General features: G+C 72.3%; 16 protein-coding genes. 8 read left to right on the top strand and 8 right to left on the bottom strand.

The genetic code is table 11. The features are described from left to right. The first annotated feature begins 205 nt into the window (after nt 1-205). Both ACFVHV_RS04390 and ACFVHV_RS04385 read left to right on the top strand, forming a co-directional pair. Nucleotides 206-901: a hypothetical protein gene (locus tag ACFVHV_RS04390; protein WP_380348713.1), complete on the top strand. Its 696-nt coding sequence runs from the start codon at nt 206-208 to the stop codon at nt 899-901. 94 nt (nt 902-995) lie between these two features. Continuing rightward, nucleotides 996-1,169 carry a hypothetical protein gene (locus ACFVHV_RS04385; protein ID WP_359901454.1) on the top strand — a complete coding sequence of 58 codons (174 nt, stop codon included), beginning with the start codon at nt 996-998 and terminating at the stop codon, nt 1,167-1,169. Between the two features lie 65 nt (nt 1,170-1,234). On the opposite strand, the gene ACFVHV_RS04380 is transcribed toward ACFVHV_RS04385, so the two are convergent. Both ACFVHV_RS04380 and ACFVHV_RS04375 read right to left on the bottom strand, forming a co-directional pair. After that, complete coding sequence (locus tag ACFVHV_RS04380) at nt 1,235-1,765, bottom strand: GNAT family N-acetyltransferase (RefSeq protein WP_380348711.1); 531 nt, start codon at nt 1,763-1,765, stop codon at nt 1,235-1,237. A 98-nt stretch (nt 1,766-1,863) separates the two neighbouring features. Then, nucleotides 1,864-2,298 carry an ATP-binding protein gene (locus tag ACFVHV_RS04375; RefSeq protein WP_380348709.1) on the bottom strand — a complete coding sequence of 145 codons (435 nt, stop codon included), beginning with the start codon at nt 2,296-2,298 and terminating at the stop codon, nt 1,864-1,866. 162 nt (nt 2,299-2,460) lie between these two features. Between ACFVHV_RS04375 and ACFVHV_RS04370 the strand changes: the two genes are divergently transcribed. From ACFVHV_RS04370 to ACFVHV_RS04360, 3 genes are all read left to right on the top strand, one after another. Further along, on the top strand, nt 2,461-3,273 hold the full coding sequence (locus ACFVHV_RS04370) for a helix-turn-helix domain-containing protein (protein ID WP_380348707.1): 813 nt from the start codon (nt 2,461-2,463) through the stop codon (nt 3,271-3,273). Next, on the top strand, nt 3,270-3,470 hold the full coding sequence (locus ACFVHV_RS04365; RefSeq protein WP_380348706.1) for a DUF397 domain-containing protein: 201 nt from the start codon (nt 3,270-3,272) through the stop codon (nt 3,468-3,470). Before ACFVHV_RS04370 ends, ACFVHV_RS04365 begins: the two co-directional genes overlap by 4 nt. A 206-nt stretch (nt 3,471-3,676) precedes the next feature. Further along, on the top strand, nt 3,677-4,525 hold the full coding sequence (locus tag ACFVHV_RS04360) for a hypothetical protein (protein ID WP_380348704.1): 849 nt from the start codon (nt 3,677-3,679) through the stop codon (nt 4,523-4,525). Nucleotides 4,526-4,896: 371 nt separating this feature from the next. On the opposite strand, the gene ACFVHV_RS04355 is transcribed toward ACFVHV_RS04360, so the two are convergent. The 4 genes from ACFVHV_RS04355 to ACFVHV_RS04340 all read right to left on the bottom strand — a co-directional run bounded on the left by ACFVHV_RS04355 (nt 4,897) and on the right by ACFVHV_RS04340 (nt 9,903). Then, on the bottom strand, nt 4,897-5,415 hold the full coding sequence (locus ACFVHV_RS04355; RefSeq protein ID WP_380348702.1) for an ATP-binding protein: 519 nt from the start codon (nt 5,413-5,415) through the stop codon (nt 4,897-4,899). A 178-nt stretch (nt 5,416-5,593) separates the two neighbouring features. Further along, nucleotides 5,594-6,826 (bottom strand): Ig-like domain-containing protein, encoded by a 1,233-nt coding sequence (locus ACFVHV_RS04350; protein WP_380348700.1) that lies wholly within the window; start codon nt 6,824-6,826, stop codon nt 5,594-5,596. A 214-nt stretch (nt 6,827-7,040) separates the two neighbouring features. After that, nucleotides 7,041-8,300: an Ig-like domain-containing protein gene (locus ACFVHV_RS04345; protein ID WP_380348698.1), complete on the bottom strand. Its 1,260-nt coding sequence runs from the start codon at nt 8,298-8,300 to the stop codon at nt 7,041-7,043. A gap of 217 nt (nt 8,301-8,517) precedes the next feature. Continuing rightward, nucleotides 8,518-9,903, bottom strand: a complete 1,386-nt coding sequence (locus tag ACFVHV_RS04340) for an Ig-like domain-containing protein (RefSeq protein ID WP_380348696.1) — start codon at nt 9,901-9,903, stop codon at nt 8,518-8,520. A gap of 216 nt (nt 9,904-10,119) precedes the next feature. Between ACFVHV_RS04340 and glgX the strand changes: the two genes are divergently transcribed. Continuing rightward, entirely contained in the window at nt 10,120-12,390 is a 2,271-nt protein-coding gene (gene glgX, locus ACFVHV_RS04335; protein WP_380348694.1) for a glycogen debranching protein GlgX, read from the top strand. 10 nt (nt 12,391-12,400) lie between these two features. On the opposite strand, the gene ACFVHV_RS04330 is transcribed toward glgX, so the two are convergent. Continuing rightward, nucleotides 12,401-13,828 (bottom strand): family 2B encapsulin nanocompartment shell protein, encoded by a 1,428-nt coding sequence (locus ACFVHV_RS04330; protein ID WP_380348692.1) that lies wholly within the window; start codon nt 13,826-13,828, stop codon nt 12,401-12,403. A 235-nt stretch (nt 13,829-14,063) separates the two neighbouring features. Here ACFVHV_RS04330 and ACFVHV_RS04325 point away from each other — a divergent pair, with 235 nt between their 5' ends. Together ACFVHV_RS04325 and ACFVHV_RS04320 are read left to right on the top strand one after the other, a co-directional pair. Beyond that, nucleotides 14,064-15,959, top strand: a complete 1,896-nt coding sequence (locus ACFVHV_RS04325) for an ABC transporter ATP-binding protein (RefSeq protein ID WP_359901421.1) — start codon at nt 14,064-14,066, stop codon at nt 15,957-15,959. Continuing rightward, nucleotides 15,956-17,803: an ABC transporter ATP-binding protein gene (locus ACFVHV_RS04320; RefSeq protein WP_359901418.1), complete on the top strand. Its 1,848-nt coding sequence runs from the start codon at nt 15,956-15,958 to the stop codon at nt 17,801-17,803. Before ACFVHV_RS04325 ends, ACFVHV_RS04320 begins: the two co-directional genes overlap by 4 nt. A gap of 167 nt (nt 17,804-17,970) precedes the next feature. On the opposite strand, the gene glgP is transcribed toward ACFVHV_RS04320, so the two are convergent. Continuing rightward, nucleotides 17,971-20,649: an alpha-glucan family phosphorylase gene (glgP, locus tag ACFVHV_RS04315; RefSeq protein WP_359901415.1), complete on the bottom strand. Its 2,679-nt coding sequence runs from the start codon at nt 20,647-20,649 to the stop codon at nt 17,971-17,973. Between the last annotated feature and the right edge of the window lie 474 nt (nt 20,650-21,123).

The raw sequence follows: 21,123 nt of genomic DNA, 5'->3' as shown, positions 1-21,123 counted from the left end.
CGGAGGGCGTCGTCATGGTTCACTCCGAATGCCGACGGCCCTGAGGTCGAGGCATCGGCCGGCTGACGAGAAGCAGGTTGTACGAACATCCGCGATGTCCCTGGGCGTTCCGTCCCGTGAGGCTGGGGATGCGGCTGCCACCGGAGGCGTCGGCGCCCGGAAAACCCCGGCGGGCCTTCCGGGCGCTGCCGTAGGATCCGGCCCCGTGCAGAGTGACGATGCGACTGCTTCCGGGAGTGCCCAGGGGGCCGAGAAGCCCAGCGGCCTCCGGGCGATCTGGGCGAACACCCTGGAGCCGGTGGCTCCGCTGCCCTGGTACCGGCGGGTGCCCCGCAATGCTGTGATCGCGGCGGTCGTGGTCGTCGGCCTGTTCGCCGCGGTGACCGTCGCGGCGGTGACCGGGGTCGGCGCCCCGACGCGGCACCGGATCGTGCTCGCGGACCGGATCGGCGACCAGGTGCGGCTCCCGGACGACGGCAGCACCCTGGCCCTGCGCGCCGACATCGAGCGGCAGATGACGGCCCTACGGCCGTACCGGGAGCTGACGGTGGCCGGCTACGGTGCCGCCGGATCGACCGAAACCACGCTGACCGTGATCGGGCTGACCGGCAGCTTCCCGGACGTCCGGTGGGAGCTGGACAAGTACTTCGGCACGCAGACGACGATCGACCCGTCGGACAACCCGGTGGTCGACCGCCAGGACTACCCGGCCGGCCCCCTCGGCGGCGCGCTGGACTGCGCGGTGCTCGACCTCCCGGCCGCGTTCCAGACCACCTGCGCCTGGGCGGACGGCAACACCGTCGGCATCGTCGTCGACGAGACGGGCGCCAGTGAGCCCGAGGAACTGGCCCGGCGCACGCTGGACATCCGGGCCGCCGTCGAGGTCGAGGCGAAGAAATGACCGACGGCCCGGCCGGAACTGTCGGACACGCCTTGGGGTCGCCGGAATGAAACCCGACCTTGTGGACCCGGCAACGGTCACCACGGAGATGGCCGTGCAGATTCGCACGTGGCGAGTCGACGAGGAGTTCAGCTGGCGCGCCGTGGCCCGGGCCGCCACCGACCTGTGGGGCTCCGAGTACGGCAGCAACCAGATCTATGGCAGGGACCTCTGCGCGGCCGCCGCGAAGGTGCTGGGCGAAGACCCCGACGGGGAACCGTGGAACTGACCCTCGGGGGGTGAGCACAGGAAGTCGGACGGGCCGACTTCCTGTGCGGGCGGCGAACCTTGTGGTCAGTCGCGGGCCAGTGGCGGGGACCAGAGGCCGAGCCACTGGTCGGCGCCGAAGGCCTCGAAGCGCTCCACCTCGGTGAAGCCCAGCTTCGCCGCGAGGCGCATCGAGGGGAGGTTCGCGGTCTGGGTGGCGAGCACCACCGGCTCGCCGGGGAGCACGCCGGCGAACCAGTCGAGTGCCGCCGCACACGCCTCGGCGGCGTAGCCGCGCCCCCACGCCCGCGGCAGGAACAGGTAGCCGAGCTCGGCCCTCTCACCGACCCGGCCGACGCGCCCCGCCTCCTTGCGCAGCAGGACCTGGCCGATCGTCTCCCCGTCCAGATCGACCGCGAGGACGCCGGGGCTGCGGCTGGGCACCCCCGGCATCCCGCGCTCGATCTCGTCACGCGGCCGGGCCCCACCGAGGTAGGTGTTCACCTCCGGCGAGGCCAGCAGCTCGATGAACGCCGCACGGTCCCGAACCTCGGGCTCGCGGAGCACGAGCCGCTCGGTCCTGATCGGGGCGGACGGCGGCCAGGGAAGGGGGCGCACGGTGGTCTCCTGATCCTCTCGGGCGGCGACTTCCGACGCCGTCGAAGATCAGGACGCGCTCCGGCGCGACGCCAGTTGCGTGCGCCCGGAGAACGGGCTCAGCCGTGTGGGTTGGCCGGGGCGGGGAGGGCCAGTTCGCACCAGACGGTCTTGCCGATGTAGCCCTCACCGCGCGGGTGGGCGCCCCAGGAGGTGGAGAGGGAGGCGACGAGTCCGAGGCCACGGCCGGACTCGTCGTCGAAGGTGGCGTGGCGCAGGGTCGGGAGCGTGGCGTTCGCATCGGAGACCTCGATGCGGAGGAGGGAGTCCGTGGGGAGGAGGACGCGGACGCCGATCATCCGGTCGCGCGGGGAACGGGCGTGACGGCAGGCGTTGGTGACGAGTTCGCTGAGGAGGACGAGCCCGGTCTCGGCGGAGTCGACGGGCACCTCCCACTCGAAGGCCTGCCGGATGAAACGGATCCGGGCGCGGCCGGCGCTGCGAGGGAGGCGGGGGAACATCCACTCGACGACATCGACGGGGTGAGTGAGCATCAGAGTCCTTGGGGGCGTACGGACGGCTTCACTCGCAAGAGCTGAGTTCGGCCACTTCACCCTTCAAGCCTCGGCAGGCGGGCATAGCCTCAGCAGTAACGCGATATGTACAGCGAGAGCTTGAACCGCCCTGCGACCAGGGCAGGGAGGAGCACGGGGGCCGTGAGCACGCCGAAGGAAAACCCGATGTCGTGGAAGTACTGCGGCGACCAGCTCAAGCGGTGGCGTACGAAGGCGGGCGTGACCCGGGAGCAGTTGGCCAAGGCGGCCTGCTACGACATCGAGAGCGTGCGGTCGATGGAGGCGGGGAGGCGGCGGCCGTCGCTCAAGCTGCTTCAGGCAGCGGATGAACTGTGCGACGCGAAGGGGATGCTGCTGGGGGCGGCGGACTACCTGACGCCGGAGAAGTTCCCGTCCTACTCGCAGGGCTACACGCACGCCGAGGCCGACGCCATCGCGATCCACACGTACGCAGCCCTCCTCATCCCGGGGCTGCTCCAGACCGAGGAGTACGCCCGCGAGCAGATCAGCCACGCCTGTCCGCCCCTGGACGACGAGACGGTCGAAGCGCGCGTCGCGGGCCGGATGCAACGCCAGGAGAAGCTGGCGAACGCACCGAGGGTGCTGTTCGGCTTCGTGATCTACGAAGCGGCGCTGCGCGCGAAGGTCGGCGGTGCGGAGCTCATGAGGAGGCAGCTCGCGCACATCATCGACGTGAGCAGTCTGCGGAACGTCGCGATTCAGGTGCTCCCCGCGAACCGCGCGGCGTACCCGGCCCTCGCCGGTCCCATCACCCTGCTGGAAACGGCCGAACACGAGCAGCTGGCCTATGTGGAGGGGCACCGAACCGGCGTGCTGCACACCGATCCGGACAAGGTGAACGTCCTCGCACAGCGGCATGGCATGATCCGCACGCAGGCCCTCAGTATCGAGGAGTCCGTAGAGTTCATCGGGAAAGTCTCGGAGGAGCTATGAGCGCCGAAGCCGACTGGTTCAAGTCCAGCTACAGCAGCGACGACGGCGGAGAGTGCATCGAAGTCGCCCCCTCCCCCTCCACCGTCCACGTCCGCGACTCCAAGGACAAGGCCGGTCCGACCCTCGCCTTCTCCCCCGCCGCCTGGTCGGCCTTCGTTGCCTTCGCGGCCGAAGCTCAAGCCACCAAGCCCGAGTGACCCCTTAGTGGAACGGGTGGGCAACCACCTTCCAACCACCCCCGCACGCAGCAGATATGACTTATCGTCACGACTTCTCCACAGGCAGTTCCCCCATGTAGCGTGCGCACTAACGAAACAACCCCCGCCGGTGCAGCAACACCGAACGGGGGTCTGACCGGCACGATCGAAGGCTCGATCCTGTGGCTACCCAGAACTCTACCGTCATGGCCTCCCCCGGATACGGCAAGCAGTCGGCCCCCGGGCAACTCCCCCCGGCGGCGGACGACTTCACTCACCTCCCGGCCCGCGAGGCATACCTCGCCAGCCTGATCAACCAGCTCCCCGACGGCGCCGCGATGGACGTGAAGACCCTCGCCGCACACCAGCCCCTCTTCGGGCAGATGGCCGTCCGCTCGGCTCTCAACAAGCTCTCCACCGCAGGTCACCTGCGCCGTGTCCGGGAACGGGTCAACGCCGAACACCCCCAGTGGGTGTTCCGCACCTACTTCTCCCGAACGCCCCGCTCCGACGCCTGGTGGAACCATTTCCTCGCCACCGGGGGCACCGGGGAGGCGTCAACGGATTCCGCACCCGACCCCCCGGAAGAGCGAACGCGCAACCGCACCCCCCTCACCTCGGTCGCCTATGCCGCCCTCGCCGGCCTCGGCATCGCGGACGCCCGCCTCTCCCTCTCCGCCACCGACTGCGAAGCGCTCGAACCGCTCGCCGCCGAGTGGTTCGCCCGGGGCGCCACCCTGGCCCTCTTCGTGAACGCCCTCACCTCGGGCCTGCCCACCCCGGTCCACAGCGCGGCGGCCCTCACCCGCCGTCGCCTGATCGACAAGCTTCCGCCCGAACGCCCGCATCCGCCGGAAGCCGTCCGCATCCCCGAGTGCACCGACTGCCGGACCCCCTGCCGACCGCAGGTCCTCCTCGGCGGCCTCTGCCGCGCCTGCCGCAGCGGCAGCGGAACCGCGACCCCACCGCCCCGCTCCGGCGGCCTCTCCCCGACCGCCGTCCGCGCGCACGCCGCGCGAGCCCGCCAAGCCATGGTCACATCGCCGCGATCGTGAATATTCACAGGCAATGGCGTTAACCTATGCAAAATCCAAAGGTGAACTAGGTAACAAGCCTTGCATTCCAAGCCGCCTGGTTTGCCCGCATGCTGAGATCCGTGCGATAGTCGAAGCAGCCCAACGGCGGGCGACACCGCACGCCGCCCTGGGCCGATGACTTCGGCGGGCCCGACCTGGCACTGCCGACGCCCATCGCGCGGCACGCACCCCCTTGGCCGGCGCGATGACCTGCAAGGGCCCCCGCCCGCCGGACCACGGCGAATCCGGGGGCCTTGCGTGTTTTCCGGGGAAACCGTCGGCCCCGCCCGGACCCCAGAACCGCGCGGGCCCCAGAGTCACCCGGACCCCGGAGCGGCCCGCCCCGGCCCTCAGAGCCGCTCGCGCACCTTCAGCTCGAACCAGACGCCCTTGCCCCGCGGCAGCAGGTCCGCCCCCCAGCGGTCGGCGAGGTCGTCGACGATCTTCAGCCCCCGCCCCCGCTCGTTCACCGGCCTGGCCTCGGCGAGGATCATGCAGGGCAGCGCCCGGGAGGAGTCCCGGACCTCGATCCGGAGCCAGCCGGGCTTGCGGCTGACGTGCAGGCCGATGGTGCGCCCGGCCGCGTGCCGCACCGCGTTGGCCACCAGCTCGCTGGTGAGCAACTCCCCGGCCTCCAGGCACTGGTGGAGCTCCCAGGACTCCAGGACGGAGAGCACCAGTCTGCGGGCCACCGGGCCGGACTCCGGCCGGGACGGCAGCCGCACCTCGTTGGGCGCCGACTGGTCGCACAGTCTGCCGGAGTACAGCTCCTCCAGTTCCTCGGAGGTGAGCCGCTCCAGCGCCGAGAGCCCGCCGCCCTGGACGTCGATCCAGGACGTTTCGACCACCGCGCCGACTCCGGAAACCAATGACTGATCTGCTTCGCCCCAACCCGCCATGCGGACCATCATTGCGGAACGCAAGCAGCCGCGTACGGACAATGAGCAAACGATCTCCGCGAGTCGGCATATGCCGGAAGCAAGAAGGGGTCACCCGGGCCGACTTCCGTCAATCCCGGGTTGACCCCTCGCATGCCTCAGCAGCCGGTCACCAGTTGCTCCACGGCATGTTCCAGCCGCTCAGCCCGTTCGCCGGGTCGAGCGTCTCCTTCCGGATCGAGTTCTTCACGACCATCACGTCGCCGACCAGCGAGCCGTCGTAGAACTTGCCCATGGAGGTGTTGGCGCCGCCGCCCTCGACGTCCTTGAGGCCCACGCAGCCGTGGCTGACGTTGTCCTCGCCGAAGGTGCTGCTGCTGCTCCAGTAGTTGCCGTGCACGTACGTGCCGGAGTCGGTGAGCCGCATCGAGTGCGGGACCTGGAGGTCGTACGGCGCGCCGGTCATCCCGGGCAGGGTGCTGGACTGCATCCGCACCACGCCCTCCTTGGACATGACCACCATCGTGCCGTTCCAGGTGGGGTGTTCGGGTGCTCCGGCGCTGATGTCGATGTCGCTCGACGCACCGTCCCGTACGACCGTCATCTTGTGTGCCGCGGCGTCAACCGTCGAAACCTGGGACCGCCCGATCGTGAAGGGCTCGTCCCGGTCCGCGCCGTACACCCCCGGGGCGATCTCGACGCTCTTGAGCCGGTAGTGCACGACCACCTTGGTCCCGGGCGCCCAGTACTGCTCCGGGCGGAAGTCCAGCCGACGGTCGTCGAACCAGTGGCCCTTGACCACGGTGCCGTTGTCGGTCTGGAAGGTGATGCCCCGCAGGACCTCGTCCTTGTTCTTGACGTCCTTGCCGAAGTTCACCGAGACGATCATGCCGACGCCGTACGTGGCGTCGTTGTCCACGTTGTCGGAGGCCTTGACGAGCGCCGTCGGCGTCAGCGTGGTGAAGCTGCTGTCCGCCGTGGCGACCGCGCCGTTCGCGTCCGCGGCCATCGCGCTGACCTGGTAGGCGGTGCCCACCTCCAGGCCGGCCGTGGGCGTCCAGGAGGCGCCGTCGGCGGAGATGGTGCCGGGGACCTCCTTGCCCGCCCTGTCGCTCACCTTGACGGTGGTGAGCCTGCCCCCGGTCGCGCCGATCCTGAGCGCGTTCGGCGCCACGTCCACCGAGCCGGCCTTGGGCTCGATGCTCACGGCGGCCGTGGAGACCTTCGGCACCGCGCTGGTGGGCGCCGCCGCGGGCGCCGTCGCCGCGGGCGTGGCAGCGGCCGCGCCGGCCCCCAGATCGGCCTTGGCCGCGCTGCCCCCCGTACCCCCGCCGCAGGCCGCCGTCAGCGTCATCGCCCCGCCGACCAGACCGACCGCCACCACTCTGCGTATCGACCTCAACGTCGATTCCCTCCCTCAGAAGATCCGAGAAACTCCCCGTGGACCCGACGGACCCGACCGGTTGCACGCATCCGGCCACCGGAAAGGTTGCGCCACGCGTGGGGCTCGTCGCCCCGGAAACCGCGGCGGCCCGACCCCAACGGGTGAGGATCGGGCCGCGCGGCGAAGGACTCGCCGGAGGGCCCGGGTATCCGGGCCCTCCGGCGGGTAGGGCCTACCAGTTGGCCCAGTCCACGTTCCAGCCGCCCAGCCCGTTGGAGGGCGCGACGGTCTTCTCCTTGGTGTTCACGACCTTGATCGGGTCGCCGATCATCGAGTCGTTGAAGAACTTGCCCGCGACCGAGCTGTCGCTGCCGCCCTTCACGTCCTGCATCGACACGCAGCCGTGGCTCGCGTTGGTCTTGCCGAACGGGCTGGCCCAGTAGTTGCCGTGCACGAAGGTGCCGGAGGTGGTCAGCCGCATCGCGTGCGGCACGTCCTGGATGTCGTACTCGCCGCCGAGACCGACGGTCTGCGAGTTCATCCGGGTGACCTTCTCCTTGGACATGACCACCATCGTCCCGCCCCAGGACGGCGTGGCGTCCGCGCCCAGGGTGACCGGCAGGGTGGCGCTCTGGCCGTCCCGCTCGACGGTCATCTGGTGCGACTTGGCGTCCGCGGTGGAGATCATCGACCGGCCGATGGTGAACGGCTCGTCCTTGTCCACGTCGCCGTAGATGCCGGGCGCGACCTCGACGTTCTTCAGCCGGTACTTGACGGTCACCTTGGTGCCCGGCGCCCAGTACTGCTCCGGGCGGAAGTCCACCCGGCGGTCGCCGAACCAGTGGCCCTTGACCACGGTGCCGTTGCTGGACTCGATGCTGATGCCCTTGACGACGGCGTCCTTGTTCTTGACGTCCTTGTTGAAGTTCACCGAGACGATCATGCCGACGCCGTAGGTGGCGCCGTCGCTGATGTTGTCGTTGGTGGCGATCTTCTTGTCCGGCGTCAGGGTGGTGAACGAGGTGGTGGACGCGGCCACCAGGCCCTCGCCGTCCTTCGCCTGCGCGTTCACCTTGTACGCCATGCCGACCGCGAGCACCCCCGCGGGCTTCCAGCCGGCACCGTCCGGGGTGATCGCCCCCTCGACCGGCTTGCCGTCCTTGTCGGTCACCTCGACCGTGGTGAGCTTGCCGTTGGAGACGGACACCTGGAGCCCGTTCGGCGGAACGTCCTGAGCACCGTCCTTCGGCTCGACGGCGAGCACCGCGGCCGAGGGCTTCGGCGTGGCCGACCCGCCCCCGTCCGCCGCGGCCGACGCCGAGGCCCCACCGCCGGCCGCCGAACCGCCCGAACCACCCGAACCGCTGCCCTTGTCGTCATTGCAGGCGGCGGTGAGCAGCAGCACCCCTCCCATGACCAGCGCCATCGCACTCCTGCGCCCGTAGCGGTTGGTGGTGCGTATCGCTGCGCCGGCCGTCTTACCCGTCTTCACGGTTTCTCCCCTCCCGGTATTCACTCACTTGACGCGCTGAGTGCCCCCATGAGTTGCACCGTCCGGCCGATCTTTCCGGCCGGACCCCGGACGCGCCGGAGCAGGATAACTAAGCCTTCCGAGTGAAAGCTGAGGGGAGTCGGGTTGACGGCGTGTGAAGCAGCCGTGAAGTCGGGACGGAACGGGACGGAAGCCCCCTCGGGCCCCTGGACGGCCCTTACGGCACGGACGCCACGGCCGGAACGGACGGCGCGAACGACGGCACGGCCGGAACGGACACCAGGGCCGACGGCCCGGCCGGCCCGGACACCGCGGCCGACGGAAGCCCGGCCGACGGAACCCCGGACTCGGCCGCCCCCACCGACGCCGCCTGCGGCAGCGCGCTCCCCGCCACCCACTGCTCCCACGGCACGTTCCAGCCGTTGAGCCCGTTCTGCGGCGGCACGAAGTCCCCGGACGAGGCCGTCACCTCCAGCACGTCCCCCGGGATGGTGTGCTCGAACAGCCAGCCCGCCGGGGAGTCCTTGCTCGCCCCGCCCTTGGCGTCGGCCAGCCCGATGCAGCCGTGGCTGGTGTTGGCGGCGCCGAACACCCTCTGGTCCGCCCAGTAGTTGCCGTGCACGAAGGTGCCGGAGGTGGTGAGCCGCATGGCGTGCGGGACGTCCTTGATGTCGTACTCGTCGCCCATGCCGACGGTCTGCGAGTCCATCCGGGTCACCTTGTACTTCTCCGACACCACCATCACGCCCCGGTAGGTGGAGTGGTCCCGGCTGCCGCCGGAGACCTTGAGCACCCGGACCACCGGGCCGCCCTGGCCGGCCCGGACGGTCAGGGTGTGGGCGTCCAGGTCGACGGTGGAGACCTGCGCCCGGCCGACGGTGAAGTGCAGGTCCCGGCTCTGGGTGCCGAACTCCCCCGGCGCTCCCTGCACGTCCTTGAGCCGCAGCGCCACCGTGACCTTGGTGCCGGCCGCCCAGTACTGCTGCGGGCGGAAGTCCAGCCGCTGGCCGCCGAACCAGTGCGCGGCCACCGGCACCGGCGGGTCGGCGGCGACCTGGACGGCCTTCTCCACCGCCGCCCGGTCGGTGATCGGACGGCTGAAGCGCAGCGAGACCGGCATGCCGACGCCGACCGTTGAGCCGTCCTCCGGGGTGAAGAAGGCCACGAAGGTGTGCGCCCGGGCGACGGTCGTGAACGCCGAGTGCTGGGCCGCCTTCTGGCCCTGGTCGTCCTCGGCGACGGAGTCCAGGGTGAACGCGGTGCCGAGCGGCAGCGGGCCGTCCGGCGCCCAGCCGGTGCCGTCCGGGGCGATCGTGCCGGGCACCTCGGTGCCCTTGGCGTCGGCCAGCCGGACGGAGACCAGCCGGCCCTGCGCGGCGTTCACCCGGACGGCGCCCTCCGGCTGCACGTCCTGCGCGCCGTCGGCCGGCGTCACGGTGAGCACCGCCCGGGACGGCGCCGCCGGCGCGGTGCGCCCACCGGCCGCGGCCGCGTCCCCGTCCGGCGCGGCCGTGGAGCCACCGCCGCCGCAACCCGTCAGGACGGCCAGGCAGCAGGCCACCGCCGCCGCGCCCCGCGCCCACACCCGTCCTCGGCGCCGCATCCCGGGGCCCTCCCACTGTTCGCGTCCGACGCCGGGAACAACGAGGCGCATCGACGCGGGGACACGCCGATCGCCCCGGAATCCCCCCGTTCCGTCAACCCGCCACCCTGGCCGCCATCCGCCGGTAAGCCCCCGTTCAACGGCTTCCGATCTGCGCAATCCGGGAAGGAGAAGGTGAACGGGGTCCGGGACACCCCGCCCAGGGAGGGTGCGGCCATGGCGTCAGGGCAGGAGCTGGAAGCCGGGGTACGGCCGGTCGGCGGTCCGCACCGCACCGCCGAACCGCCCTGGCCCGGCAGCTGGCAGCCGCTCGGCGCCCGCTGCCGCACCGACCGGCGCGGCCGCCGGGGCACCAACTTCGCGCTCTGGGCGGCCGGCGCCGAGGCCGTCGAGCTGTGCCTGTTCGACGAGGACGGCCGGGAGAGCCGGCACCACCTCACCGAGCAGGACGTCCAGATCTGGCACGGGTTCCTCCCCGGCGTGCGCCCCGGCACCCGCTACGGCTTCCGCGTGCACGGCCGCTGGGACCCGTGGACCGGCGCCCGCTGGAACCCGGCCAAGCTGCTGCTCGACCCGTACGCCCGTGCCGTGGACGGCTGTTACACCTCGCACGACGCCGTCTGCTCCGCCGTCCGCAACTGGCCCGAGGCGGACGTCGCCGACACCGTCCGGGACAACCGCGACTCCGCGCCGTACGTGCCCAGATCCGTGGTCGTCCACGACGACGACGACTGGTCCGACGACCACCGCCCGAGGACCCCGTGGGCCGAGACGGTGCTCTACGAACTGCACGTGCGCGGCTTCACCATGCGCCACCCCGAGGTCCCGCCGCAGCTGCGCGGCACCTACGCCGGCCTCGCCCACCCCGCCGCCGTCGCCCACCTCACCCGCCTCGGGGTGACCGCCGTCGAGCTGCTGCCGGTGCACCAGCACGCCAGCGAGGACCACCTGCAGGCCCGCGGACTGGTCAACTACTGGGGCTACAACACGATCGGCTACTTCGCCCCGCACGCCGGCTACTCCGCCTCCGGCTCCCGCGGCGGCCAGGTCGGCGAGTTCAAGCGGATGGTCCGCGCCCTGCACGCCGCCGGGATCGAGGTGATCCTGGACGTGGTGTTCAACCACACCGCCGAGGGCGGCGCACTCGGCCCGGCGCTCTCGCTGCGCGGCATCGACAACGCCGCCTACTACCGCCTCCCGCCCAACCGCCCCCGCGGCTACGCCGACTACACCGGCTGCGGCAACACCCTGGACACCCGCCGCCCCCAGGTGATCCGGCTGATCACCGACTCGCTGCGCTACTGGGTCGCCGAGATGGGCGTGGACGGCTTCCGCTTCGACCTGGCCGCCGCGCTGGCCCGCGGCGGCCCGAACGGCGGCGACGCCGTCGACATGGACCACCCCTTCCTCGCCGCCGTCGCCCAGGACCCCCTGCTCAGCCGGGTGAAGCTGATCGCCGAGCCCTGGGACGTGGGCCCGGGCGGCTACCAGGTCGGCGGCTTCCCCTCGCTGTGGGCCGAGTGGAACGACAAGTACCGCGACACCGTCCGGGACTTCTGGCGCGGCGCCCGCCCGGACGTGCGCGAGCTCGGCTACCGCCTCTCCGGCTCCTCCGACCTCTACCAGCGGGCCGGCCGCCGCCCGGGCGCCTCGGTCAACTACGTGACGGCGCACGACGGTTTCACCCTGCGCGACCTGGTCTCCTACGACCGCAAGCACAACGAGGCCAACGGCGAGGACAACCGGGACGGCACCGAGGACAACCGCTCCTGGAACCACGGCGCCGAGGGCGAGACCGCCGACCCGGCGGTCAACTCCCTGCGCCTGCGCCAGCTGCGCAACCTGACGGCCACCCTGCTGCTCTCCGCCGGCGTCCCGATGATCACCGCCGGCGACGAGCTGGGCCGCACCCAGGGCGGCAACAACAACGCCTACTGCCAGGACAACGAGGTCGGCTGGCTGGACTGGTCGCTGCTGGAGCAGCCCGGCTGGCAGGAGCTGTGCGAACTCACCGCCCGGCTGGTCCGGCTCCGCCGGGCCCACCCGGTGCTGCGCCGCCGGGCGTTCTTCTCCGGCCGCGCCACCGCCCCCGGCGGCCGGCCCGACCTCGTCTGGTTCACCCCGCGGGGCACCGAGATGACCGAGGCCGACTGGTTCGCGCCGACCGCCTGCCTCGGCATGCTGCTCTGCGGCACCGCGCTGTCCGAACGGGACGAGGCCGGGCTGCCGCTGAGCGACGACAGCTTCCTGCTGCTGCTCAACGCGGGCCACGAACCGGTGGTGTTCACCCTGCCCGACGAGCCCCGCGCGGCGCCGGCCGCCGGGCGGGAGGCGATGACCGGTCGGGAGACGGCGGCCGGGCGGGAGACGGCGGCCGGCTGGGAGACGGTGGTCGACACCGCCGCGGGCCCGGACGGACCGTGCCCGCGCGGCGCCGTCGTACTGGGCGGGCGCTCGCTGCGGCTGCTGCGCGCGCCCGCCGTCTGAGGGCCCGGGCTCAGCCGCGGGCGTGCCCGAGCTCGACGTTCTCCAGCACCCCGATCGCGTCCGGCACCAGCACCGCCGCCGAGTAGTAGGTGCTGACCAGGTAGGAGGCGATCGCCTTCTCGTCGATGCCCATGAACCGCACGTTCAGGCCCGGCTCCAGCTCGTCCGGGATGCCGACCTGGGTGAGGCCGACCACGCCCTGGTTGTCCTCGCCGACGCGCATCGCGATGAACGCGGTGGTCTGCTGGCCGGACACCGGGATCTTGTTGCACGGGAAGATCGGCACCCCGCGCCAGGTCGGCCGCTGCTTGCCGAGGACGTCGACGGTGGACGGGTAGACGCCGGCCCGGTTGCACTCCCGCTCGAAGGCCGCGATCGCCCGCGGGTGGGCGAACAGGTAGTCGGTGTCACGGCGCATGCTCAGCAGCTCGTCCAGGTCGTCCGGGGTGGGCGCCCCGGCGCGGGTCTGGATCCGCTGGTCGAAGTCGGCGTTGCCGAGCAGGCCGAACTCCGGGTTGTTGATGATCTCGTGCTCCTGCCGCTCCCGCAGGGCCTCGACGGTCAGCCGCAGCTGCTCCTCGGTCTGGTTCATCGGCTGGTTGTAGAGGTCCGCGACCCGGGTGTGCACCTTGAGCACGGTCTGCGCGACGCTCAGCTCGTACTCGCGCGGCTTCAGCTCGTAGTCCACGAAGGCGCCGGGCAGCTCGTACTCGCCCCGGTGGCCGGCCGAGAGGTCGATCCTCGCCTCGCCGTGCTCGTTCTGCGCCTGCGCGACGTCGGCGGCGAAGCCCAGCAGCTGCTCGCGCAGCGGCTCGGAGCGGCCGATCAGCTCCTGGAGCACCGGCCAGGACAGCGTCATCGCGACCCCGGAGGTGTTCGCCCGCACGGTGTACGGCCAGGTGCCGCCGCCCTCGGTGATCGCCTCGTCGCCGAGGTGGTCGCCGTCCGCGAGCGAGCCGAGCACGGTCTGCTCGCCGTACTTGCCGGTGCCGATCCGGTCCACCTTGCCGTGCGCGATCAGGAACACCTCCTCGATCGGCTCCCCCTCCCGCACCAGCACGTCGCCCTGCGCGAAGTCCCGCTGCACGAACCGGCGGGCCATCTCGGCCAGCACCTCCTCGTCCTCGAAACCGCGCAGCGCCGGAACCTCGGCCAGCGAGGGGGCGATCACCGTCACCGCGGAGCCGGTCTTCGCGAAGCTCACCCGGCCCTGCCCGGGGGCGAAGCTCAGCCGCCGGTTGACCCGGTAGGTGCCCGCGCTGACCTGCACCCACGGCAGCATCCTCAGCAGCCAGCGGGAGGTGATCTCCTGCATCTGCGGCTTCGACTTGGTCGTCGTCGCCAGGTTCCGCGCCGCGGTCGTGCTGAGGCTGAGCTGGGCCCGTACCTGCACGATTGCGGAGCCGGGCCCTGGGGTGGGTTCGGTTTCGACCGTCATGTGTGCACTCCTGTCACTCGCGCATCAAAAGGCATCCGTCAGGAGGTGTCATCGGCCGATCAGCAGGGCGCTCGCAAGAGGCGCACGGCGCACTCCTCCCGCACGAACGGCTGCGCGCGCCCCCCGTCCTTGGCGCCCAACCCGGCCATTCGGGTGGCCGGTTCTCGGCGGGCCGCACCGACAGGCGCGAAAAACCGGATGAGAAGTGACGGGCTCTGTGCCTACCCTCACCGCGATGGCCGAGAACAGGCAGGACCACGACAACCCGCCCCAGGGAAGCCCCCGAACCGACGGCCCCGGGGAGCCCGGCAGAACCGGCGAACCCGACGGAACCGGCCGGACCGGGACCGGGCCGCGGCACTCCGCGGTCCGCTCCCTGCTGCGCCTGTGGCCGTACGCCCGCGCCGTCCGCGGCCGGCTGGCCGTCTCGGTGACGGCCGCGACGCTCGCCATGCTGAGCACCCTCGCCGTCCCGGTGGTCCTCGGCCGGATCGTGGACGGCCCGGTCGCCGAGCGCGACCTCGCCGGCCTCTGGCCCCTGGTCGGCCTGCTGCTGATCCTCGGCCTGGTCGAGTCGGCGCTGTTCTACACCCGCCGGGTGGTGCTGGCCCGCCCGCTGGCCGGGCTGGAGACGGCGATGCGCGGGGACCTCTTCGCCAAGCTCCAGCGGCTGCCGGTCTCCTTCCACGACCGCTGGGGCTCCGGCCAGTTGCTCTCCCGGGCCACCGCCGACATGTACACCATGCGGCTGTTCCTGGCCTTCCCGCTGGTCTTCCTGATCGTCAACTCGGTGATGTTCCTGGCCGGCACGGTACTGATGTTCACCCAGGACTGGCGGCTCGCCCTGATCGCCCTGATCCCGGTCGTCCCGCTGTTCGTGGTCACCCGGCGGTTCGAGACCGGCTACTCCGGCGCCACCCGGCGCGCCCAGGACCAGAACGGGGACCTCGCCACCGTGGTCGAGGAGTCCGTCCTCGGCATCCGCATCCTCAAGGCCTTCGGCCGCCACCGCTCGATGGCCGAGCGCTTCCGCGCCCAGTCCCAGGAGCTGCGCCGCACCGAGCTGCGCAAGGCGCACCTGCTCGCCAACCTGTGGGCGATCACCGTCGGCCTGCCGGAGATCGCGCTGGGCTGCGCCCTCGCCGTCGGCGCCTACCTGGTGGCGAACGACGGCCTGAGCGCCGGCACCCTGGTCGCCTTCCTCTCCACCGCGCTCGCGCTGCGCTGGCCCGTCGAGTCGCTCGGCTGGCTGCTCGCCTACGGCAACGACGCGGCCACCGCCACCGACCGCTTCTTCGAAGTGATGGACGAGCCGGAGACCCCGGACCCGGGCACCGCCGCCGAACTCGCCGCCGCGGACGGCATCCGCTTCACCGGCGTCCGCTTCCGCTACCCCGACGCCCCCGGGGACAGCCCCGACCTGCTGGCCGGCATCGACCTGCACGTCCGCAGCGGCGAGACGATGGCCCTGGTCGGCGCCACCGGCAGCGGCAAGACCACGCTCACCGCCCTGCTCCCCCGGCTGTACGACGCCACCGCCGGCACCATCACGCTGGACGGCCGGGACGTCCGCGAGCTGCCCCGGCAGCGGCTGCGCGAACTCGTCGCGGTCGCCTTCGAGGAGCCCACCCTGTTCTCCGCCACCGTCCGGGAGAACGTCCTGATGGGCGCCCCGGGCGCCGGCGAGGAGCAGCTGCGCACCGCCCTCGCCACCGCCCAGGCCGGCTTCGTCGAGAAGCTGCCGCAGGGCCCGGACACCGAGGTCGGCGAGCAGGGGCTGAGCCTGTCCGGCGGCCAGCGCCAGCGCCTCGCGCTGGCCCGCGCGGTGGTCGGCGACCCGGCCTTCCTGGTGCTGGACGACCCGCTCTCCGCCCTGGACGTGCACACCGAGGCCCTGGTCGAGCGGGCGCTGCGCGAGGTCCTCGGCACCACCACCGCCCTGGTCGTCGCCCACCGCCCCAGCACCGTGCTGCTCGCCGACCGGGTCGCGGTGCTGGCCGACGGCCGGATCGCGGCCGTCGGCACCCACCAGGAGCTGCTGCGCGACTGCGCGCACTACCGAGAACTGATGTCGGGCGAGGCCGCCCCGGTGCCCGAGGGCTCCCTCGCGTCGAATGGAGGGCACGCATGACCACCACCGCCGAACCCGTCCGGACCGGGCCCGCCGAGCCGGCCGAGGAGGAGCTGCCCGCGCCTCCCGCCGACGAGGAGGACATCCCCGTCCCGCCGGGTGCTCCCCGGGCGCTGCTGCGCTCGCTGCTCGGCCCGCACCGGGCCCGGATCACCATCGCGATGGTGATCATCCTGGTCCAGCAGGCCGCGCTCCAGTCCGGGCCGCTGCTGGTCGCGGTGGCGATGGACCGCGGCATCCCGGCGCTGCGCGAGCACGACTCCGGCCCGCTGATCGCGGTGGTCGCGGCCTACCTGTTCTGCGCGCTGCTCAGCCCGGTGCTGCAGTGGGCGTTCATCAAGATCAGCGCCCGGGTCAACCAGGACATCGTGCTGGAGCTGCGCGGCCGGATCTTCCGGCACGCCCAGCGGCTCAGCCTGGACTTCCACGAGCGCTACACCTCGGGCCGGATCATCTCCCGCGCCACCAGCGACATCGACGCGCTGCGCGAGCTGCTCTCCGAGGGCCTGCAGGAGCTGCTGACGGTCTTCCTGTCGGTCTGCTACATCTCGGTGCTGCTGCTGGTGCTGGACTGGCGGCTCGGCCTGGTCTCGCTGGCGGCCTTCCTGCCGCTGGCCCTGATCGCCCGCTCCTTCCGCCACCGCTCGCGCCGGGTCTACCGGCGCTCGCGCACCTCGGCGGCCTCGCTGATCGTCCGCTTCACCGAGACCATGAACGGCATCCGTCCGGTGCAGGCCTTCCGCCGCGAGAAGGCCAACGACGCCGCCTTCGCCGTGGTCAACCAGCAGTCCGCCACCGCGACGGCGGACGGCCTGCTGGAGATCGCCCGCTACGTCGGCCTCTCCCGCGCCACCGCCAACCTGTGGACCACCGGCGTGGTGCTGCTCGGCGCCTACCTGGTCGTGGACGACGCGCTGGAGCTGGGCGTGCTCACCGCCTTCGCGCTCTACCTGCGCCGGCTCTTCGACCCGATCGACCAGCTGGCGATGTTCCTGAACAGCTACCAGTCGGCCGCCGCCGCCCTGGAGAAGATCTCCGGCCTGCTCGCACACGAGCCGACCGTCGCCGAGCCGGCCGAGCCCGTCGAGCTGCCCCGGGCCGACGGCAAGGGCCGGGCGGTGGCCTTCGAGGGCACCCGCTTCGCCTACCGGACCGGCAAGGAGGTGCTGCCGCCCTTCGACCTGTCGATCCCGGCCGGGCAGACGGTGGCGGTGGTCGGCGCGACCGGCGCGGGCAAGTCGACGGTCGCCAAGCTGCTGGCCCGCTTCTACGACCCGACCGACGGCCGGATCCGGCTGGACGGCGTGGAGCTGCGCGACCTGGCCACCCCCGAGCTGCGGCGCGGGGTGGTGATGGTCACCCAGGAGTCCTTCCTGTTCTCCGGCACCGTCGCCGAGAACATCGCGATCGGCCGCCCCGGCGCCACCCGCGCGGAGGTCGAGCAGGCCGCCCGCGACATCGGCGCGTACGGGTTCATCGCCGCCCTGCCGGACGGCTTCGACACCGACGTGCGCAAGCGCGGCGGCCGGATCTCGGCCGGCCAGCGCCAGCTGGTGGCCTTCGCCCGCGCCCTGCTGGCCGACCCGGCGGTGCTGATCCTGGACGAGGCGACCAGCTCGCTGGACGTCCCCGGGGAGCAGGCCGTGCAGCGGGCGATGCGCACCGTGCTGGCCGGCCGGACGGCGGTGATCATCGCCCACCGGCTCTCCACCGTGGAGATCGCCGACCGTGTCCTGGTGATGGATCAGGGCCGGATCGTGGAAGATGGCTCCCCACAGGAGCTGATCGACGGCTCCGGCCGTTTCGCCGCCCTCCACCGGGCCTGGCGGGACAGCCTGGTCTAGGGCCCTCCGGGCCCCCATGAATGTGCCCGCCCGGGTGCGCCGTCACGCACCCGGCCGGGCCTCCCCACTTCCCGACCGGACCTACGGGCCCGGCCGCGGCCGCGGTTCACGGCCGCCCCGCGGGCCGCCGCCGTCCCCGCCGGGACGCACGGCAGCCGCCCGCGGGGTCAGCGCAGCAGTCCGGCGTCCATCCCGGCCGACTCGGCCGGCAGGGCGACCAGCCCCAGCTCGGCCGGCGAGGCCAGCCGGGGGTGCGCGGGCAGCACCCGGACGGTGTAGCCGAACGGGCCGGTCCGGCACAGCTCCAACGAGCCCTCGTACCGGGTGCGGCCGTCCAGGTCCGGACCGCCGACCGGCTTGAGGGCGAGCAGGCAGGCGTCCGAGATCCGGTCCCGTTCGTCCACCCGGCCGGAGACCGCCTGCACCTCGACGTCGCCCGGTTCCAGCGTCCCGAGCGCGACCTGCACCCGCAGCGCCAGCGAGCTGCCCAGCTCCTGCGCCTCGGCCGGGCAGTCCGCCTCGACGTGCTCGACCCGGACGGCCGGCCACGCCTCCCGGACCTTCGCCTTCCAGACCGCCAGCTCGCGCGCGCCCGTGAACCGCCCGGTCGCGTGCTGCCCCGCCAGCTCCCGCTGGGCCTGCGCCGCCGGGGCGTACAGCCGTTCGACGTACTCCCGGACCATCCGCCCGGCCAGCACCTTGGGCCCGAGGGTGACCAGGGTGTGCCGGACCATGGCGATCCACTGCTGCGGCAGCCCGTCGGCGTCCCGGTCGTAGAACCGGGCGGCGACCTGGTTCTCGATCAGGTCGTAGAGCGCGGCCGCCTCGATGTCGTCGCGCCGCTCGGCCTCGCCGCTGTCCGGGTCGAGCGCCCCGCCGCTCTCGTCGGCGGTGGGGATCGCCCAGCCGTTGCGGCCGTCGAACCACTCGTCCCACCAGCCGTCCAGGACGGACAGGTTGAGGCAGCCGTTGAGCGCGGCCTTCATCCCGGAGGTGCCGCAGGCCTCCAGCGGGCGCAGCGGGTTGTTCAGCCAGACGTCGCAGCCCGGGTAGAGGCGCTGGGCCATCGCCATGTCGTAGTCCGGCAGGAAGACGATCCGGTGCCGCACCGCCGGGTCGTCGGCGAAGGCGACCATCTGCTGGATCAGCCGCTTGCCGCCGTCGTCGGCCGGGTGGGCCTTGCCGGCGACGACGATCTGCACCGGCCGGGTGGGGTGCAGCAGCAGTCCGCGCAGCCGCTCCGGGTCGCGCAGCATCAGGGTGAGCCGCTTGTACGAGGGCACCCGGCGGGCGAAGCCGATGGTGAGCACGTCGGGGTCGAGCACCGAGGAGACCCAGCCGAGCTCGGCCGCGCCGGCCCCGCGCCGGCGCCAGGAGTCGTGCAGCCGGCGGCGGGCCTCCTCCACCAGCTGGGCCCGCAGGGTGCGCCGCAGCTCCCAGACCTCGGTGTTGCCGATGCGTTCCAGTCCGCTCCAGCGCCGGGTCTCGCCGGTGGTCATCGCCTCCTCGGCGCGCTCGGCGCCGAGTTCGGCGGCGCCGAGCCGGACCACCGCCGGGTCGATCCAGGTGGCGGCGTGCACGCCGTTGGTGACCGAGGTGATCGGCACCTCCGCGGGGTCGAAGCCGGGCCACAGGCCGTTGAACATCGAGCGGCTGACCTCGCCGTGCAGGGTGGAGACCCCGTTGGCGCGCTGGGCGAGCCGCAGGCCCATGGCGGCCATGTTGAAGAGCTTCGGGTCCCCGTCGGGCCAGCTCTCGGCGCCGAGCGCGAGCACCTGGTCGACCGGTACGCCCGGCAGCGTGGCGTCGCCGCCGAAGTGGCGGGCGACCAGCTCGCGGTCGAAGCGGTCGATGCCGGCCGGGACGGGCGTGTGGGTGGTGAAGAGGGTGCCGGCCCGGACGGCCTCCAGGGCGGCGGCGAAGTCGAGGCCGGCCCGGCCGTCGGCGATCAGTTCGCGGATGCGTTCGACGCCGAGGAAGCCGGCGTGGCCCTCGTTGGTGTGGAAGACGTCGGGGGCGGGGTGCCCGGTGAGCCGGCAGTAGGTGCGCACGGCCCGGACGCCGCCGATGCCGAGCAGCATCTCCTGGAGCAGCCGGTGCTCGCTGCCGCCGCCGTACAGCCGGTCGGTGACGTCCCGCTCGGCCGGCGAGTTGGCCTCGATGTCGGAGTCGAGCAGCAGCAGCGGGACCCGCCCGACCTGGGCCTTCCAGATGTGGGCGGCCAGGGTGCGGCCGCCGGGCAGGGCGAGGTCGACCCGGCCGGGGGTGCCGTCGGCCTCCCGCAGCAGGCTGACCGCGAGTTCGTCCGGATCGAGCAGCGGATAGCGCTCCTGCTGCCAGCCGTCCCGGCTCAGGGACTGCCGGAAGTAGCCGTGCCGGTAGAACAGGCCGACGCCGACGACCGGCACGCCGAGGTCGCTGGCGGCCTTGAGGTGGTCGCCGGCCAGGATGCCGAGTCCGCCGGAGTACTGGGGCAGCGCGGCGGCGATGCCGTACTCGGGCGAGAAGTAGGCGATCGCGGCGGGCAGCGGGGCGGCGTCGGACTGCTGTTGGTTCTGGTACCAGCGGGGGCCGGTGAGGTACTCGCGCAGGTCGTCGGCGAGGTCGCCGAGTCTGCGCAGGAAGCGCCGGTCCGTGGCGAGTGCGGCCAGTCGGGCGGCCGGGACGTCCCCGAGCAGCCGTACCGGGTCCTCGCCGGTCGCGGCCCAGACCTCCGGGTCCACGGACCGGAAGAGGTCCCTGGTCTCGGGGTGCCAGGACCAGCGCAGGTTGAGGGCCAGCTCGTGCAACGGCTGGAGTTGTTCGGGCAGGACGGTGCGGACGGTGAATCTGCGGATTGCCTTCACGGCGTGAAGCGTAGCCTCGGCGGTCGGCCCGACAGTGCGTCAAGTGGGCTATTGGGCATCCGTTCGGGCTATTGATGAGATCGCATTCGGCGCATTGGTCTGCACGAGGGGCGCGCGAGGCGCACATTTCGGGGGCCCGCGCTACCAATACGTGAACTCTTCGGTACGACTCCATTTCCGGGGGCCCGTCCACCCGGGAGAAGGCCCGAAACTACTGTCGTACCGCTGCAAAAACCTTGTCGCCGGTGCGAGGATGACCGAAGGTCGTTGGTGCTGTGGGGAGAGCGACGACGGGTGGCGTCCCCCGCGAAGCAGCACGTCCGAATCCTTTTCGCGTTGGCCGTTCCCGTCCTTCTTAGCCCATTCGGCGCTCACCGCGCACGGACGCGTGTCCTGACGCCCGGCCCGCTCGTTCACGGGTGGACCGGGTCGGCCGGGGCGTGGCCCGCGCGGGCGTGCGCCGGGACGTACACG

The sequence above is a fragment of the Kitasatospora sp. NPDC127116 genome (assembly GCF_042677365.1).
GTDB lineage: Bacteria > Actinomycetota > Actinomycetes > Streptomycetales > Streptomycetaceae > Kitasatospora > Kitasatospora lactacystinica.
Note: the sequence above shows the minus strand (reverse complement) of the source record. Positions and strands in the feature narration are given on the sequence as shown.

Coding starts and splice junctions, on each gene's coding strand:
- ACFVHV_RS04320 (WP_359901418.1), top strand. CDS start 15,956: ATGACCACCACCGCCGAACCCGTCCGGACCGGGCCCGCCGAGCCGGCC.
- ACFVHV_RS04365 (WP_380348706.1), top strand. CDS start 3,270: ATGAGCGCCGAAGCCGACTGGTTCAAGTCCAGCTACAGCAGCGACGAC.
- ACFVHV_RS04325 (WP_359901421.1), top strand. CDS start 14,064: ATGGCCGAGAACAGGCAGGACCACGACAACCCGCCCCAGGGAAGCCCC.
- glgX (WP_380348694.1), top strand. CDS start 10,120: ATGGCGTCAGGGCAGGAGCTGGAAGCCGGGGTACGGCCGGTCGGCGGT.
- ACFVHV_RS04330 (WP_380348692.1), bottom strand. CDS start 13,828: ATGACGGTCGAAACCGAACCCACCCCAGGGCCCGGCTCCGCAATCGTG.
- ACFVHV_RS04375 (WP_380348709.1), bottom strand. CDS start 2,298: ATGCTCACTCACCCCGTCGATGTCGTCGAGTGGATGTTCCCCCGCCTC.
- ACFVHV_RS04360 (WP_380348704.1), top strand. CDS start 3,677: ATGGCCTCCCCCGGATACGGCAAGCAGTCGGCCCCCGGGCAACTCCCC.
- ACFVHV_RS04340 (WP_380348696.1), bottom strand. CDS start 9,903: ATGCGGCGCCGAGGACGGGTGTGGGCGCGGGGCGCGGCGGCGGTGGCC.